Source organism: Asticcacaulis biprosthecium C19, assembly GCF_000204015.1.
In the GTDB taxonomy this organism is placed as follows: Bacteria; Pseudomonadota; Alphaproteobacteria; order Caulobacterales; family Caulobacteraceae; genus Asticcacaulis; species Asticcacaulis biprosthecius.
This window is the reverse complement of sequence record NZ_GL883080.1, coordinates 731906-749194: the sequence shown is the minus strand read 5'-3', so window position 1 is coordinate 749194 and position 17289 is coordinate 731906. Positions and strand designations below refer to the sequence as shown.

Genomic DNA, 17289 nt, shown 5'->3' with positions numbered 1-17289 from the left:
AGTGCGCCACACTTTTCGGGATGCTCTCCGCGCGCTTTGACTGGCCCGTGTTAGCGCTAACCTAAGACCGTGCAGACAAAATTGTCAACAATCCATCACGCGACGCCGCGACGTCGTGGCACGCTCGCCGTTTCCGTCGCCGCCCCCGGTTGGTGTAGGCGAACCCGGCGAAGTGCGCCGGGCAGGCCCGGCCGGACGTATCCTGGCAGGCCATGCCGACGAAGGTTCCGGTGAAACTCGGATGCCCCGGCAAGGTCGCCTCGTCTGACAGACAGGTCGCGTCGAAGACCTCCTCCAGGTCCTGCCACGCTCCGCCCGTGCGATAGCTGAACCGCAGTTGCCGGCCATCCGACACGACGCGCAATTCGACCGGCCCGTCGGGAAGCGGATACAGCCTCGACAAGGCTTCCGGACATGCCGGATCCGGTAAGGCCGACATGACGCACAGATGCCGCCCGGCGACCTCGTCGAGGCTGATATAGGCGTAGTGGAACTTGGTCGAATTGTAGTAGCAGACCAGCCCTGCTGATTGCTGGAAGCTCTCGGGCTCAAAGTCCACAACTGTCGTCGCCTCGTAACAGAACGATGTCTGCCGCCGGCCCACCAGGCTTTGCTCGAACAGGCTTCCGATCGACTCGCACCCGAACAGGGTCAGATGCCCCGGCCGGGCGCTCAGGCTGAACAGCGCCTCTGGATAGGGCGTACGCAGCCACTGGAAGTCGGATGGCAACGCGCCATCAAACATGTAGACCTGCGCGTCGGCGGCCGTGGCGTCGGCCGCCTGGTCAAGCTGAGGCAAAGGATCCGATGGCTCGATCCATCCGTCCTGCGTCCACCGAACTGGCTGCAGAGCCGTTTCGCGCCCCAGCACGCAGTGTTGCGTTCCCGGAACCGGCCGGGCGCACAGATAGGCGATCAGCCACGTTCCGTCCTCGGCCTCGACCAGGTCGCCATGCCCAGCCCGCTGCAGCGCCAGGTCCGGCCGCCCACGGCTGGTCAGGATCGGACCATAGGGACAGACCTCATACGGCCCATACAAAGCACGCGATCGCGCCAGGGTGACGGCATGGTCCCATCCCGTCCCGCCCTCGGCGACGACAAGGTAGTACCATCCGTCCCGGCGATAGAGGTGGGGGCCCTCGGTATAACCCAGCTCAGTGCCTTCGAAAATCAGCTTCGGTTCCCCGGTCAGGATCTCGCGTTCGGTGTCATACGGCTGCATGAGAATGCCGGCGAAGCGGTTATGACCGCGGCGATGATCCCACAACAGGTTGAGCAGATAGCTCTTGCCGTCGGCATCATGAAACAGAGATGGATCGAAGCCGCTGCTGTTGAGATAGACGGGATCGGACCAGTCCCCCTCGATCGCCTCGGCCGTGACGACATAGTTGTGGAAATCGCGCAGCGATGTGCCCTGGGCGCCGTATTCGGTCGTCCGTCCATACCGCCTAACCAGCGAATAGGTGAGATAAAACCGGCCCTTGGCATGGCTCAGGCACGGCGCCCAGATGCCGCAACTGTCAGGCACCCCGCGCAGATCCAGTTGCGATGGCCGCCGCAAGGGCCGTGACACCAGACGCCAGTTGACGAGGTCAGTGGAATGATGGATCTGCACGCCTGGAAACCACTCGAAGGTCGAAGTGGCGATGTAATAGTCGCTGCCGACGCGGATGATCGACGGGTCCGGGTTGAAGCCCGGCAACACAGGATTACTGATCACGCGCCGCCTCCATGGGCTTGACCAGGAACCACAACAGCAGCGCGCCCAACAGATCTATGCCACCCAGGATGAAAAAGAAGGGCGTGTAGCCCGTCGTTGCAACCAGAGTCCCGATGGCGACCGAAAACAGAAGGGCGCCCAGATTGGCCGCCGTTCCGGCCATGCCTGCCACGGTGGCGACCTCGCTCTGCCGGAACAGATCGGACGACATGGTGATCACCGTCACTGACAGGGTCTGGTGCGCGAAGGCCCCCAGACACAGCAGCGCGATGGCCACATAAGGGCTCTCCACGAAGCCGACAAAAACGACCCCCATCATCAATATCGCGCCGACCGAGAAGGTCAGCTTTCGTGCCGTAATCAGAGAAATCCCGAATCGTTGAAATGTCGCAACGAGGAACGGCCCGAACAGGCATCCAATGTCCGCAGCGACGAATGGCAGCCACCCGAACAGGGCGATCTGTTTCAGGTCGAACCCTCTCACCGTGGCCAGGTACAGCGGCATCCAGAACACCAGTGTGCTCCAGGTCGGATCGGCCAGAAAGCGCGGAATCGCGATGCCCCAAAAGTTCCGCTGTTTCAATATCTTGAGCATGGACGGCCGCTCTCCGGTCGCGGCAAGATGCTTTTCCTGCCCGTCCAGAATGTAGCTCTTCTCCTTATCTTTCAGCGCCTTGTGGTCTTGCGGTGAGCGATAAGTGAAGAACCACAGTATCGCCCACAGAACGCCCAAGGCGCCGGTAAACACAAACGCCGCCTGCCAGTTGTAGTAAAGGATGGCAAACGCTACCAAAGGCGGCGCCAGCATGGAACCAACCGATGCGCCGATATTGTAGAGACCGCTGGCGAATCCGCGTTCCTTGGCCGGAAACCATTCGGAAACGACCTTGAGACCGCCCGGCTGGGCCGTGCCCTCGGCGAAACCCTGGAATCCCCGCAACCAGGCCAGCGTCTGCCAGTTACCCGCCAGAGCATGCAACATGGTGATCACGCCCCAGGCCAGGGCGAACAGAAACATACCCATCTTGAGCTTCACGACATCAAGGACAAAGCCGGCGATGGGCTGCAGCATGATGCCGAACTGGAAAACACCCGTAATGAAGCCATAGTCCTTTTCGCTCATGTTCATGGTGGTCATGAGCGTCGGCGCCGCAACGCTGAGCGTACTACGCGTCAGATAGTTGAGTATGGTGCCGACTGTCAGCAAGGCAATGATGCCCCACCTCACGCCACCGCTGTTAAATCGCACCATAAAAAAACCTTGCGGACCTCAAAGGAAAAGAACGCCCTCCTTTACGGAAAAAAAGGGGGGCCAGAGGAAGAACACACACATCAAGGATGCAGAAACTCAGTCTTTGAACCGGACGCCGACGTGGTAGAAACGGCGGTGAGTCTCGGGGGCAGATTCCGGTCGGTTTTGGTCCGGGGCGAAGGCTCAGGGTCGGCAAGGGGCCGAAAGCCCCAAGTCTTCGCGGCTTGTTTTTAAGACTGTCGCACGGAGCGAGTACGATTGGCAGGGCCGCCAGCCGTCGCGCCAAGCGCAATTAGGTCTGATTGTATCATGGGTCAGAGTGCGCATATTCGTCAATAGAAATTCTTAGCGCACCGCTTCAAAAACCTACGCAACCCTTTTCATTACATTGATAAATATCGTATAAATTAGCCTTTCCGACTTCCATCTCGCGGTAGGACTCGATGAGGCGCAAGCATGGCCGCCTGAATTTTACCCACCTAAACGAAATATTTAGTCTGCTTATATAATCGAATAGACGAATCCTGTGCGGCATGAGTCGTTTGCGGATGGCGGCAACCGCCTCTTCATGGAATGCTTTGCATTCCGGCGTGGGTATGGCACTAACGATAACCCTATGGATCTGCGTGCGAGGAACGGCAAAGGCTCGGGTCGCACGAAGTATCGGAGATGTATATTTGATTTTGCACGGCCCCTTATGAGCAAAATGCCAAAACGGCGGCAGGTCGTTACCTGGGACAACGCAGCCGGCGGAGGTCCACTGGCGCCAGGCCGCCCCTCGTCGCGTCTCCACGACCTGTTGTCGGAGAAGCTGGCCACCGAGATTATCTCAGGCCACCGACTACCCGGCGATGTCCTGCCGACGGAACTGGATATGTCGATTTCCCTGGGCATCTCTCGAACGGCCGTTCGGGAAGCCATGCGGATTCTGACCTCAAAGGGTCTGATAGAGCCGCGCCCCAAACGTGGCACCTGCGTTACCGAGAAGAGCTCGTGGAATTTGTTGGATCCAGACGTGATCGGCTGGATGTTCTCAAGCGAACCCGACGACCGGCTGGTGCGCAACCTGTTCGAGTTGCGGCTAATTATCGAGCCGGCGGCCGCGGCTCTCGCGGCTGTGAGGCGCAAGGCCTCGCATCTGACTGCGATGTTCCGGGCGCTCGAGATCATGGACCGTGACACCCTGCTCACAGAGACAGGACAGCAGGCTGACAAGGATTTTCACGCCGCGCTTTTGGCGGCAGCGGACAACGACCAATTGACATCGCTGAACGCCTCGATCGGCGTGTCGGTAGCCCTCTCGACACGCTACAAGATCGAGCACGACGTGCTGGGGCTGGACCCGGTCGCCGCCCACCGAGCGGTCTATGACGCCATTGCCCATGGCGATGCCGCTGAGGCGCGCTGGTGTATGGAATCGCTCATCCGCCATGCTCAAAAGGACATTGTCAAAAGGCGAGACGCGGAATCCTGATCCCAGTTCCCGACTGACTGCCCGACGGATGGGCGCTGGTTTTTACTGGGCATGTGGCAGGTCGAGGCGTGAGGCTTCCGCGCCGCCCAACAGGACAGTGATGCGGGGGGCGGGTTCGAGCTTGATGTCCTTGAGGTTCCGTTGCCGTGGATCGGCGCCGGTGACGGTCAACCGCAGCCGCGCGCCGGCGGGCACGACGCGAGAGACGGGCGTCAGGGCAATCGACATCTGGACCACTTCCCCTTCAGCCAGGGGCAGAATATCGGCCGAGCGCCCGGAATGCCACGGCAGGCCGAAATTGTCATAGGGCGGTGGCGACAGCTTGCGATGGCTGATTTTGAGCCGACCGAAGGCGACAACCTCGGCCGAGCCGTCAGCCGCCACCTGATCGAGGTAAACGAAAATGTCCGCCTCTGGATGGCTGGCGGTCACAGCCAGATGAGCGACCGGAGAACCGATCAGGGTTAGCGGCGATTCCATGGCCGGGCTGGTGTAGCTCAGCCCGTGCTTGTCCATCGGCTGGGGCCAGAAGGCGAAATATTCCGGCGGCGGCAGGTCATAGTCAACGGTGAAGGTATCCTTTCCGGCCGCGGCCGCTTTGGCAGCCATGCCGCCATCGTTCGCCGATTGCGCCGTTCCGCTGCGGTCACCCGTGAGGAACCAGGACAGGGTTTGCGACCGGACGCCCGGCAATTGATCCGAACGGACATAGCCTCCCCTGCCGTCCAGGCCCTCGACCCAGTAGGTGGCGCGTGGTTCGCGCTCGATGCCGTTGTCGATACCTTTGAGATAGTGGTCGAAATAGCGGGTGATTTCGCCGGTAAAGTCGAATCCTGGCGGCGGCACGCAATGACTGCCTGGTCCGCCCAGGAACTTTCCGCCGAGGTTTTTGGCGCCCAACAGGGTCTGGGCCGTCGGCTCGTCCTGCCAATTGCTCCAGAAATAGGTGGCGATGCCCGCCTTTCGGATGGCGTCAAGATAGTTATAGACGCCAACCTCTTCCCAATAGGCATTGCCGGTATAGGCAGACATGCTGTCACGGTTTGGCATCCCATACCACAGCGGCCCCATGGGGGTGTTCTGCGCGTGCTGTGCGACCGCCTGGCGCAGCAGATTGCCGTCGGGATCGGCATCGACCGGCAGGCTGGCCAGATCGACCGACAGCGGTTCATCCGGGCGGGTGTTGAACTGGGCGGTGATGCCGCCAGCGCGGACGAAATTGTACTTATCGAGGTCGGAGGCGCCGATGAAGACAGCTTTCAAAGACGGCGGCGCTGTCGATGCCGTGTGGAAGGTCGTGCCGCCGTAGTAGGAGCAGCCGATCATGCCGACAGCGCCGGTCGTGTAGGTCTGGCGCGCCAGCCATTCCACCAGATCGTAGCCGTCATAGGCTTCGGTACGATCCTGGAAGCCACGGCGATGGCCGAAGGAGGCGCCCTTGCCGCGAATATCGGCGACAGCGACGACGTAGCCTGCGCGGACCAGGGACTGCAAGGCAAGCTGGTCGTTCAATGCGGTCTCGACCACCTCACCCTTGTCGTTACGAAAGCGGGCGCGATACGGCGTGAACACGAACACAACCGGGTGCTTTGCGGTCATGGCCTGGCCATCGACCGCCGGTCGATAGATATTGACGGCGAGGCGCGTACCGTCGCGCACCGGGACGTAGAGTGACTGACGGACATAGTCCGCCGCAGAAGCCGTGTCGGCCTTGGCGGCGAAGGCAGTGAAAACCAGCACACACAGGCCGGCCAGGCCCGCGAGCAGCGTCAGGAAGGTTTTGCGGCGGTACATCACTGGTCATCCCCTCATCTCAAAAATGTGTCGCAACCGTTATCGGATTTCGCTCCAGGGCCTGGCGAATGCCTTGGGTTTTCATTGCGACCCAACCTTCTTACATGCGGCATATTAAATATGCACATTATTTAGTATTGCTCATATCTATTTTGTATTGAGATGATCATCAAAACGACGCATCCTGGCGTCTGGACGTGGCGCTGACGTACAACGTCAATGGATGCGTCGGTTACCGCATACCCAGCGAAAGCTGCCAAATTCAGCAGGAATGGCGCAAAGTTCGTTGACCTTATCGCCGGCTTGCCATTCCGTGCGACACAAGGTCCTGTGTTCTCCCACCAAGTGTCCTTGATAAAGCCGTCCATACGTATCATGAAGTGAGATTGAATCGGTTTTAGATCCGGAACTCCAGATTACGATCGAAATCGGAAGGGTGCAATGGCAATGGACAGGTTCCCGGCAAGCGAACACCGGCGCGCATTGATCATCACCAGAACCCATACCGATCAAAAGCCATCGGCTGAGCGAACCCATCAGGTGGAGTTTTGACCCAGATGCAGGGCCGCTGGCAGCGGATTTACCAGGATGTGCTGGAAGGGCGGTACACAGGCTGGCCGGCCTATGCGCTCGCTGTTGGTTGCAGCGCGCTTGCCCTGGGTCTGCGCAGTATTCTCGATCCGCTCATTGGCGGTCGACTGGCGTTCGCCATAATGGTCCCGGCGATTTTGCTCAGCGCCGTCATGGGGGGGCTTTGGCCAGGACTACTCGCTGCCGGCCTTTCCCTGGTGATCGCACTTGTATTTGCCGCACCACAGGCGGGTCTGGCTGACACGCTCAGTCTGATTCTGGTCTATGTGGTGGCCGGCGGTCTGATCGCCGGTATGCTGGAACTCGTCCACAGCAGCCGTCGTCGCACCGTTGCTGCTGAACAGAACTTGGGCGATCGTGAGGCCCAGATCCGCGCCATACTGCGGACAAGCCCGGATGCCGCTATTGTCATCGATCACCGTGGTCTGATCATTTCCTTCAACGCTGCCGCGGAAAACCAGTTCGGTTACAGCGAAGTCGATGTCCTTGGCAAAAATATAAAGATGCTCATGCCGCAACCTTACGAGGGCGAGCATGACGCCTATATGCATCGCTATATGACGACCGGCGAGAAACGCATCATAGGCAAGGGGCGCGTGGTCGCAGCCCAACGCGCAGATGGTTCAACCTTTCCCATCATGCTGGCGGTCGGCGAATTCAGATCCGGTGGCCAGGTCTATTTTACCGGCTTCATCCGCGACCTGACAGAACGCCAGGACACGACGGCGCAACTCGAACAATTGCACGGCGAACTGGCGCGACTGTCGCGGCTTAACGAACTGGGCGAAATGGCTTCAACCCTCGCCCACGAATTGAACCAGCCCCTTTCGGCCATCGCCAACTATGTCCAGGGCAGTGTCCGGTTGCTGAAAGATGTCGAGACAGAGCCGGCAAGCACTGTCCGCTTTGCGCTGGAAGAAACAGCCAAACAAGCCCTGCGCGCCGGGAAGATCATTCACCACCTGCGTCAATCGGCGACCCATGGAACGACCGAGATGCGACCGGACAGCCTGCGCTCCATTATTGAGGAAGCTGCCGCCCTGGCCCTCGCAGGGTCAAAGGAAAAAGGCATCAAGACAGTGTTCGGCTATCAGGCTATAGCCGATCAGGTGCTGATCGACCGGGTCCAGATTCAGCAGGTGCTAATCAACCTTATCCGCAATGCCGGGGAGGCCATGCGGACTTCAGAACGCCGCGAATTGACCCTTACCACGTTGGATGCGAGCCCGGACATGGTAGCGGTCGAGGTGGCCGACACCGGTCCTGGCATTGCCGAAGACGTAGCGGCGCAACTGTTTCAACCCTTTGTCACCAGCAAACCCGGAGGTATGGGTATTGGCCTCGCTATTTCAAAGCGAATCATCGAAGCCCATGACGGCACGATCGAGGTCCGCCGCAATAGCGATGGCGGGGCCACCTTCCGCTTTACCCTGCCCCTGATGACCGAAGCTGAGGAGTCATGATGAGCGACCGTATCGTACATATTGTCGACGACGAAGCGCCGGTGCGCGCTTCACTTGCCTTCCTGCTGATGAGCGCGGGCTATGCGGTACGTGCTCACGACGGCGGTCCTGCCTTTCTAAATGCGATTGGCGACACAGCCGGCGCCTGCCTGGTCACCGACCTGCGGATGCCGGAGATGAACGGCGTCGAATTGCTGGAAGCCTTGTCTGCCAAAGGCCTGCACGTTCCGGCCATTGTCATCACAGGTCACGGCGACGTCCCGATGGCCGTCGCGGCGATGAAGGCGGGCGCCATCGACTTTATCGAAAAGCCGTTCGAGGACGCGGTGCTGATCGCCGCCATCGAACGCGCCAATGCCTCTGCCGATGCGCGCGGCGACCAGGGTCCCGATACTGCGGCCATCCAGCTTCGCATGGGCCAACTGACAACGCGCGAGCGCGAAATCTTGACGGGGATCGTCGCCGGCCTGCCCAACAAGACCATCGCCTACGACCTGCAGATAAGTCCGCGTACGGTTGAGGTGCATCGGGCCAATATCATGACCAAGATGCAGGCGAAAAGCCTGCCCGAACTGGTCCGTATGACGCTGACAATGGCGAAAAAGCCGATTTGACCGGAGTCAATGCAGGCATCTTTTCGGGCCTGTAATTTCGGCGCCATGGCCACTCCGCTTTCACATGTACTTGTTGTCGCACCCGATGCGACCCTGCTGCATTCCCTCGCCTTCATGCTGACCGCGGAAGGTTACGGGGTGGCGACCGCCACGGCGTGGCCGCCGCAAGAACCGTCTCAGGCCTACGATGCCGTCGTTATCGACCACTCGGCGCTTGATCGCAAATCCGCCGGTGACGTGCGTTTGGGCGCCCTGAAGCGTCGCGCTGTCGTCCTTGCCAGCCATCCCGACATGTCCGGCCTGCCCCCGTCCGTGACACTGGTCCGCAAGCCTCTGCTCGACCACTCCCTGCTTGATGCCCTGAAGCAGGCCCTGACTACGTAGAATCCCGTAGGGCGAGTACGTAGGGACATAACCGAATAGCGCGCGGCCAAATTTCCGATCACCTTCTCGGGGTAGTTTCGGAGACGACAACATGTTCGACGCCAGCCCCCTCACCCAGGCCCGCCCGCTTTCCCCCCGCGATGGCGACGTCGCCCATCTGCCGGCGCTGAACGGTCCGGTGGCGACCTTTTCGGCGGGAAGTGAAATCTATGCCCAGGGCGACCGGGCCGGCACGCTCTATCAGGTCGCCTTCGGGGTGGTTCGCGTCTACCGACTTTTGGCCGACGGTCGCCGTCAAATCTGCGCCTTCCATATGGTCGGCGACGTCTTCGGCTTCGAAGCCGGCATTGCGCGTCACGTCTTTGCGGATGCCGTGACCACCACCGGTCTGCGCACCATACGGCCCAGTTCAGACGCCGACCTGTCGCGTGAACTCTACCGTCTGGCCATGCAGTCCCTGGGCCATGCTCACGATCACCTGCTGACCGTCGGCCGGAACGATGCCGCCGGCCGTGTCGCCGCCTTCCTGTTAGAAATGGCCGACCGCCAGGGTACCCATGGCGAGCAAACCGGACGGGCGCAGATCAACCTGCCGATGTCGCGCACGGATATTGCCGACTATCTGGGCCTGACCATCGAAACCGTATCGCGCGTCCTTACACGCCTGAAAGAAGCCCGAATTCTGCGCCTGACCTCGTCCCGCGAATTGCAGGTCCTGCGCTGGGACGCGTTGGAAGATCTGACCGCCTGACGCTTACGCAAACCCACCCGGCGTATACCTGACCTTCGAGCGCCGGACGGGCCGACCCGTCACACCCCAAGTGGTTTGACGGGGATCCGCCGGCCGTTCCTTCCCCCGGGAGCGGCCGGTTTTTTTCGTTCAACCCGACCTCAGACTTGCGTCGCTGATCCAGGCATGTGTTACAATGCGCCCTATCCGAAAGGCATGATCCTTAGGACTGAGGATCAGTGCGCCAATAGCAACGGCAGGCGGGCGTGGCGCAGGACATGCCGGGTGACACCGCCGAAGACCCGTTCGGCGAGATGGCCTCGACTGTAGGCGCCCAGCGCCAGGAGGCCAACGCTTCGCGCCTCGGCTTCCGCGACGATGGTCTGGCCCACGGATCGGCCCCCCCGATCGCACTGGACAAAGGTCGCCGAAATGCCGTGGCTGCGCAGATAGGCCAAAACATCTGCGGCCGCCACCGTATCCAAGGCCGCCCTGCCCGTCATGGCATGAAGGATGTAGACCTCGCTGGCGTTTTGCATCGACGGTACGGCTGCACGCAGGGCCTGCGCCGCGGTACGGCTACCATCCCAGGCGAAGGCGAAAACGCGGGTTACGCCCGAGACGGACAAGGGATGGTGCGGCTGGCGCGGCAGGAGCATGATGGGGCGACGCGCCCCAAACAGCACGGAACGTGTTGTCGACAGATCTTCGTCCGGCTGATGGTTCCAGTCGCTGACCACGAGGTCGCAGGACAGGGCTTGCTGCATCACAACCGTGGCAGGCGTCCCACTCACATTGCGGAATTCGGCGCTGGCCTGACCGGCTACGGGCGAGTCGCCAGGTCGCAACAAGGGGACCTTTTCGTGCAAGCAGTAGGCACGGACATAGGCAGCAGCGTCCTGCGCCAACTGGACGTGGTCCGGCTCGTGCAGATTCGCCTCAGCGCCGGCGCCATATGCCCCCAGGCCGGAAATCTCTGGCAGGAAAGGGGTTTCGGCGATGTGCAGGATACGCAGGTGTGCACCATCGTGACGCGCCATGGCCAGGGCAAGGCTCAGGGCATTGAGTTCGTGGGCGTGGCCTCCGAACAGATGAAGACGCAGTTTTGGCGACACGGCGGACATAGGGGAAACTCCTATGGCCGAGCATGACGGTATCTGCCGGCGACGCCTTGACCCGGATCAATCCTTAAAAAGCTTCAGGCGAAGAGAATTGGCGACGACGACCAAGGACGAGCTCGACATGGCGATGGCTGCAATCAGCGGCGTGACAAACCCAAAAATCGCCGCGGGCACGGCGACCAGGTTGTAGACCAGCGAGAGAGCGAAGTTCTGGGCGACGAGAACGCGGGTCAGACGGGCGATGTCGATGGCGGTTACCACCGACATCAGGCCCTCGCCGCGATAGACGAAATCGGCCGCATTTTGGGTGATGTCCATGCCGCTCGACGGTGACATCGACACCTGTGCTGCTGACAGGGCAGCGGCGTCGTTCAGGCCGTCGCCTACCATTAACACCTTGCGGCCCTCGCCTTGCAGCGTGTCAATAGCCGCGACCTTGTCGACCGGCGACAGCCCGGCCCGAACTTCGTCGATACCGAGGCGGACGCCCAGGGCGTCGGCCACGGCAGGACGGTCACCCGATAGCATGAGAACGCGAAAGCCCCTGCGTTTCAAAAGCGAGATGGTGTCGGCCGCATCGCTGCGTTCGACATCGGCGAAGGCCAGGCGTATGGCCGGCTGCTGCCCCCGGCGAAACCACAGTTCCAACTGGCTGCTGCCACTATCGGGGACGCCGAGCCACGCGCCGCTGCCCAGGCGCAGACTTTCCCCATTACACACAGCGTCAAGACCCTGGCCCGGATGGTCCGTCACAGTCATGTCCGGGAGGCTTCCGACATAGTCGGCACTGGCGACCGCCTGCGACAGGGGATGTTGGCTGTGTGCCGCCATCGCTACGGCCAGGCGGCGATCCTTTTCCGGCAGGACATGGGGGTTCAGCCATTGCGGTGCACCGCGCGTAAGGGTGCCGGTCTTGTCGAAGACGACTGTGTCAACGCCTGCCAGGACCTCCAGGCCCTTGCCCGATTTTACAAGGACCCCACGGGCGAATAGGTGCGACGAGGCCAGCACATGCACAACGGGAACCGCGAGCCCCAGCGCGCACGGACAGGTAATGATCAGAACGGCCATCGCCTTCAGCAAGGCCTCTTCCCATGCCACGGCGGGCCCGGCGACATATCCCCAGACAACCCAGCCCACGAAGGTGGCCAGGGCCAGGACGTGTACGACCGGCGCATAAAGGGCCGCGACACGATCAGCGAACCGGACATAGGCGCTTTGCGACTGTTCCGCCTTCTCCATCAAGGCAACGATCTCGGACAGAAGGCTGTTGTCGGCCGCCGCGGCCACCTCGACCTGCAAGGGCGCCGACTGATTGATCATGCCGGCATAAAGCCGGTCCCCGACCGTTGCCGGGCGCGGAAGGGTCTCTCCCGTAACCAGCCGCGTATCGATGTCCGAAGTCCCCGAAACGACAACGCCATCGGCGGCGATCTTCTCTCCTGCTGCAACAATCAGCGTGTCACCGGGCCGGATGTCGCGGATGCGCAGGGCTTCGGAGCGGCCGTTTCTGATCACCCGCGCCGTGCCCTCCAGCATCGCGAGCAAGCCCTGGGCGGCTTCACGTGCCTTTCCGCGCGCCTTGAGGTCGAGATAGCGGCCGATCAGCAGGAAAAACAGCAGCATGACCGAGGCATCGAAATAAACGTACTGGCCATGGCGAACGGTCTCGAACAGCGACAGGGCATTGGCCAGGATCACGGCCAGAGAGATCGGCACGTCCATATTGGTACGGCCGTGACGCAAGGCGCCCAGGGCCGATCGGAAAAAGGGCCGGCCGCAATACAGAGTCGCCGGCATAGCGATCAGACCCATCAGCCAGTGCATCAGGTCGCGCGACGGCCCTTCAAGATCGCGGGCGAACCACAGGGCGTCCGCAAACAACATGATAGCGGCGGTGGCGAAGGCCGCGACCGCCAGGCAGGTCAGGAGTTCCCTTTCCTCGGCCTTCGCTGCCGCTGCACGGCTGTCCGGATCGAACGGCGCCACATGGAAGCCAAGGGCTTCGATTTCGCCGGCGAAATCGTTGGCGGCGTGCCCTGGAGCGGTATCGGGCCAGGTGACGCGCAGGCGTTGGGTCGAGAAGTTGACGCGCGCCTCAACGCCCGCATGCGCCGTCAGCGCCTGCTCGATTTTCCAGGCACAGGTGGCGCAACGCATGCCTTCGATCTGCATATACAGGGACCGCCGGCCGTCTTCCTCATGGGTAAAACAGCTGAAGTCTGTGGCGAGGTTCATGCTTCGTCCTCGTCGGGCTTGAGGATTCGCGCGGCCTGCCCTTCCAGGTCCTCATACTGACCGCTGTTCAGCGCCCACAGCAGGGCCGCCAGCCCGGCAATGCCGAGCAAGAAGGCCATGGGAATCAGGATGAGGAAAACGGCCACACTAGCGTCCTTCGACGATGATCATGGATTGGAACTGGCGCCCGCCCTGTTCGGCTGTGACATGCACCTTCCAAACGGCCTCTACCGGCAGGTCCGCCGCCACACTATAGCGACCCGCGCCATCGGGGCGGAGGTCGAAAGCGCGGTCATGGGCCTTCACGCTCGGATGGACGAACCAGGCGCGGACGCGGGCGCCGTCCAACGGACGGCCTTCACTGTCTGACAAGGCAACATCCAAGTGCCCCTTGCTGTAGACGGCTTGGGTACGCCACCCCAGTTTCGCCTGGGCATCGGCCTTGGCGAGGGTTTCATTGTAGGCCAACCCCTTGGCGTAGGCCTCGGCGGTATATTCATTGGGCGGATTGTGGAAGGCGATGACAACGAAGGCCATGAAGCCGGACATGAAGGCAACATAGAAGGCGACGATAATCCACGGCACGAAGCGGCCCCGGCGGCGGTCGATCTGCGCCTGTGTCTGGTCAGGGTTGGACGAAATAGCTGGCATGTTTGGCCACCTTTCCAGTGCTGCGGTCGATGAGGCGGAAGGTCACCGGTGTGCGACCGGCGCCCACCGGAGCGGTTATCACTTGCACACGAAATTCACCGACCGTGTTGGCCGGAACCGCCATGGCCGACACCTTGACGTCGCCGGCGGCCAGCATTTCAATATTTTTCGGACGAAGGCCATCGACGGCAATGTCATAGCTGCGGTCAAAATGCGTCTTGTTGAGCACCTTGAGCTGGTAGTTGTTGCGAATATCGCCACTGGACAGTCGGACGTACTGCGGTGAGCGATTATGAATGACATTCACGTCGGTCTCGCTGCGCAACAGGATGGCCCCCAGCATCAGGGCGCCGACCAACGACATGATCGCAGCGTAAAATACCGTGCGCGGCCGAATCCAGCGCATGCGCCCCTTGGGCGGCAGTTGGCCGGCACGCAGGGCGCCGAAGCGCTGTTCCTGATTGTTTTCCGTATCGTAGTGGATCAGGCCGCGCGGCAGCATGACCTTTTCCATAACGGTGTTGCAGGCGTCGATACACAGGCCGCACGAGATGCAGTCAAACTGCAGTCCATTGCGGATATCGATGCCCATGGGACAGACGACGACGCAGGAATCGCAATCGATGCAGTGTCCCCGCCCCTCCCAGCTGTCGCCGCGCTTGTGCTTGCCGCGGGGCTCACCGCGCTCGTGGGCGTAGGAGATGATAAGGGTGTCGCGGTCGAACATGGCCGACTGGAACCGCGCATAGGGGCAAACATATTTGCAGATGTTTTCGCGCGCAAAACCGGCCATGAAATAGGTCGACAGGGTCAGCGCGACGATCCACGACCAAACGGACGCCGGCAGGTCGAGGTGAACAAGGCCTTCCGCCAAGGTCGGGGCGTCATTGAAATAGAAAACCCAGGCGCCGCCGGTCAGGGCACCAATGACCAGCCAGATGGCGTGAGTCAGGGTCTTTTTCCCGATCTTCTCCAGCGTCCATGGACCGTCGTCCAGCCGTTTGCGGGCGTTGCGATCGCCCTGGACGAAGCGCTCGACCCAGACGAACAGGTCTGTCCAGACGGTTTGCGGACAGGCGTAGCCGCACCAGGCGCGGCCAAGCAGCGAGGTCGCGAAGAACAGGCCGATCGCCGCCAGGATCAGGAGTCCGACCAGGAGATAGACCTCCTGAGGCCAGATCTCGATGCCAAAGAAATAACCCCGCTGACCGGCCAGGTCGACGAAAATGGCCTGGTTGGGGACATGCGGTCCACGATCGTAACGTAGCCAGGGGGCACCGTAGTAGATGCCCAACAACACGATCATCGCGGCCCATTTGAGGTTGCGGAAAGTGCCGGAGACACGACGGGGATAGATCTTCTCCGCCTTTTCAAACAATTGGGCCATGGGATACAGTTACTCGAGACGTCAGGTCAGGAGACGTACGCCGCCCCTGACCTTGCTGCCTTGATCCGGATCAAACCGCGCTATTCGCCGCCGCCCAGGGAATGGACGTAGACGGCCACCATCCGCTGGTCGTCAACGCTCAGGCGTTGCTCCCACGCCGGCATGACCCCCGCCCGCGACTTGGTGATGGATTGCACCAGGGTGTCGTGATCACCGCCGTACAGCCAGATGGCGTCGTTCAATTGCGGGGCGCCCAGCGCACGGTTACCTTCACCCATTGCGCCATGACATGAGACGCAATTGGTTTCAAACAACACCCTGCCGTTGGTCCAGGCCACTGACGGCGGCTGGCTCGCATTCATGCTGCCAACATAGGTCGCCAGATCGTCAATCTCCTGAGGTTTCAGCATGGCGCCAAAGGCTGGCATCATCGCCGCATGGGTATCGACATGGGTCGAGCGCGACCCGACCTGGATGGTGCGATAGATATCCCCGACCGCGCCGCCGAACAGCCAGTCATCGTCGTTCAGGTTGGGATAGCCCTTGCGGCCTTCTCCGCCGGCGCCATGGCAGGCGACGCAATTTTCCTTGAAAACCACCGCGCCGCCGGCTCGGGCGAATTCGAACAGAGCCGGGTCCTGATTGACCTGCTCGAATGAGGCCGCATGGAACTTGCGGCGATGTTCGCGCTGACGGGCAAAAATTTCGCCCTGCTCAACTTTCAGCTTTTCGAACTGCGTCCAGCCAAACAGCCCCTTGGTGTGACCGCCCAAGGTCGGCCAGGCCGGATAAATGACCCAATAGCCAACGGCGAAGACGATCGACACCATCCACACAATCAACCACCAGCGCGGCGCCGGATTGTCGAGTTCCCGCAGACCATCCCATTCGTGGCCGGTCGTCTGGATGCCGGATACTTCGTCAACCTCGGGACCGGACGGATTGCCTTCTCCCTTGTGATCCTTAGTCATGGTTCTTGTCCTCATTCAGGGGAATGAGCCCGTAGCTTTTCAGGCGTTCGCGGTTTGCCGGCCACAGCGCCCAGGCGCAGATGCCGCAGAAGCTGGCGGTGAAGATCACCAGGACAGCGAGGGCGATATCCGATTGACTCATTTCGCGCGTTCCTTTTCCGGCTGCTGCTTCAGTTCGTAGTCGGGGTCGTAGGTCGTAAAGTCGACATGGGTGCCCAGTTGCTGCAGGTAGGCGATCAGGGCGTCGGCTTCGGTGGGTGCGCCCGGGTCGCCGCTACCGAAGTCCTGCGGCACGACCTTGGCGCCATAGCGTTCCTGCAAGCCGGTCGGGTCTTCATCGGGCATGGTCTGGATTTGCAGATCCAAGGCCGCGTTAGAAATGTGGTCCTTGGTATAGGGTACGCCGACAGCCGCCAGCGCTTTCATCTTGTCGCCGGCATCCCAGGTGCGAACCTGCCGGCTGGCCAGGAAGCTGTAGCGCGGCATGATCGATTCCGGCACGACGGCGCGCGGGTCCTTCAGGTGTTCCAGGTGCCAGGTGTTGGAGTATTTGCCGCCAACCCGCGCCAGGTCAGGCCCGGTGCGCTCCGAACCCCAAACGAAGGGGTGGTCGTACATGCTCTCAGCCGCCAGGCTGTAATGGCCGTAACGCTGCACTTCGTCGCGCAACGGGCGGATCTGCTGCGAATGGCAGGTGTTACAGCCTTCGCGGATGTAGATGTCCTGCCCGGCCAGTTCCAGCGGAGTGAGAGGACGCATGCCCTTCACCGGCTCGATCGTGGTCTGCATGCGAAACAGGGGCACGATCTCGACCAGGCCGCCGATAGAGACGGCGACGACCGTGAAGATCAGCAGCCAGATCGAGTTTCGTTCGAGTTTTTTGTGCGATTCTAACATTG

16 protein-coding genes are annotated in these 17289 nt (G+C 61.3%); 5 read left to right on the top strand and 11 right to left on the bottom strand.

Annotated features, from left to right (window positions below):
* Nucleotides 1-61 precede the first annotated feature (61 nt).
* Together ABI_RS21815 and ABI_RS21810 are read right to left on the bottom strand one after the other, a co-directional pair.
* Complete coding sequence (locus tag ABI_RS21815; RefSeq protein ID WP_006275247.1) at nt 62-1720, bottom strand: glycoside hydrolase family 43 protein; 1659 nt, start codon at nt 1718-1720, stop codon at nt 62-64.
* Nucleotides 1710-2972, bottom strand: coding sequence for an MFS transporter (locus tag ABI_RS21810; RefSeq protein WP_040309837.1), 1263 nt, complete (start codon nt 2970-2972; stop codon nt 1710-1712). The genes ABI_RS21815 and ABI_RS21810 overlap by 11 nt, the downstream gene beginning before the upstream one ends.
* Nucleotides 2973-3669: 697 nt before the next feature.
* Here ABI_RS21810 and ABI_RS21805 point away from each other — a divergent pair.
* Nucleotides 3670-4446: a FadR/GntR family transcriptional regulator gene (locus ABI_RS21805; protein WP_006275245.1), complete on the top strand. Its 777-nt coding sequence runs from the start codon at nt 3670-3672 to the stop codon at nt 4444-4446.
* Between the two features lie 42 nt (nt 4447-4488).
* Here ABI_RS21805 and ABI_RS21800 read toward each other — a convergent pair whose 3' ends face one another.
* Nucleotides 4489-6240 carry a CocE/NonD family hydrolase gene (locus tag ABI_RS21800; protein ID WP_006275244.1) on the bottom strand — a complete coding sequence of 584 codons (1752 nt, stop codon included), beginning with the start codon at nt 6238-6240 and terminating at the stop codon, nt 4489-4491.
* 557 nt (nt 6241-6797) lie between these two features.
* Here ABI_RS21800 and ABI_RS21795 point away from each other — a divergent pair.
* The 4 genes from ABI_RS21795 to ABI_RS21780 all read left to right on the top strand — a co-directional run bounded on the left by ABI_RS21795 (nt 6798) and on the right by ABI_RS21780 (nt 10043).
* Complete coding sequence (locus tag ABI_RS21795) at nt 6798-8294, top strand: PAS domain-containing sensor histidine kinase (protein ID WP_006275243.1); 1497 nt, start codon at nt 6798-6800, stop codon at nt 8292-8294.
* Nucleotides 8294-8908 (top strand): response regulator FixJ, encoded by a 615-nt coding sequence (fixJ, locus tag ABI_RS21790; protein ID WP_006275242.1) that lies wholly within the window; start codon nt 8294-8296, stop codon nt 8906-8908. Before ABI_RS21795 ends, fixJ begins: the two co-directional genes overlap by 1 nt.
* A gap of 45 nt (nt 8909-8953) precedes the next feature.
* Entirely contained in the window at nt 8954-9292 is a 339-nt protein-coding gene (locus ABI_RS21785) for a hypothetical protein (RefSeq protein ID WP_157139049.1), read from the top strand.
* Nucleotides 9293-9383: 91 nt separating this feature from the next.
* Entirely contained in the window at nt 9384-10043 is a 660-nt protein-coding gene (locus tag ABI_RS21780) for a helix-turn-helix domain-containing protein (RefSeq protein ID WP_006275240.1), read from the top strand.
* Nucleotides 10044-10258: 215 nt separating this feature from the next.
* Here ABI_RS21780 and ABI_RS24000 read toward each other — a convergent pair whose 3' ends face one another.
* The 8 genes from ABI_RS24000 to ccoO all read right to left on the bottom strand — a co-directional run bounded on the left by ABI_RS24000 (nt 10259) and on the right by ccoO (nt 17287).
* Nucleotides 10259-11146, bottom strand: coding sequence for a universal stress protein (locus ABI_RS24000; protein WP_006275239.1), 888 nt, complete (start codon nt 11144-11146; stop codon nt 10259-10261).
* Between the two features lie 57 nt (nt 11147-11203).
* Nucleotides 11204-13381, bottom strand: a complete 2178-nt coding sequence (locus ABI_RS21770) for a heavy metal translocating P-type ATPase (protein WP_006275238.1) — start codon at nt 13379-13381, stop codon at nt 11204-11206.
* Nucleotides 13378-13527, bottom strand: coding sequence for a cbb3-type cytochrome oxidase assembly protein CcoS (gene ccoS / locus ABI_RS21765; protein WP_006275237.1), 150 nt, complete (start codon nt 13525-13527; stop codon nt 13378-13380). The genes ABI_RS21770 and ccoS overlap by 4 nt, the downstream gene beginning before the upstream one ends.
* Nucleotide 13528: 1 nt before the next feature.
* On the bottom strand, nt 13529-14032 hold the full coding sequence (locus ABI_RS21760) for a FixH family protein (protein ID WP_006275236.1): 504 nt from the start codon (nt 14030-14032) through the stop codon (nt 13529-13531).
* A complete protein-coding gene (ccoG, locus tag ABI_RS21755) occupies nt 14007-15419 on the bottom strand; it encodes a cytochrome c oxidase accessory protein CcoG (RefSeq protein ID WP_006275235.1) in 1413 nt (470 codons plus the stop codon). Before ccoG ends, ABI_RS21760 begins: the two co-directional genes overlap by 26 nt.
* 80 nt (nt 15420-15499) lie before the next feature.
* Entirely contained in the window at nt 15500-16390 is an 891-nt protein-coding gene (ccoP, locus tag ABI_RS21750; RefSeq protein ID WP_006275234.1) for a cytochrome-c oxidase, cbb3-type subunit III, read from the bottom strand.
* Nucleotides 16383-16532 (bottom strand): cbb3-type cytochrome c oxidase subunit 3, encoded by a 150-nt coding sequence (locus ABI_RS24650; protein WP_006275233.1) that lies wholly within the window; start codon nt 16530-16532, stop codon nt 16383-16385. The genes ccoP and ABI_RS24650 overlap by 8 nt, the downstream gene beginning before the upstream one ends.
* On the bottom strand, nt 16529-17287 hold the full coding sequence (gene ccoO, locus ABI_RS21745; protein WP_006275232.1) for a cytochrome-c oxidase, cbb3-type subunit II: 759 nt from the start codon (nt 17285-17287) through the stop codon (nt 16529-16531). The genes ABI_RS24650 and ccoO overlap by 4 nt, the downstream gene beginning before the upstream one ends.
* Nucleotides 17288-17289: the final 2 nt, after the last annotated feature.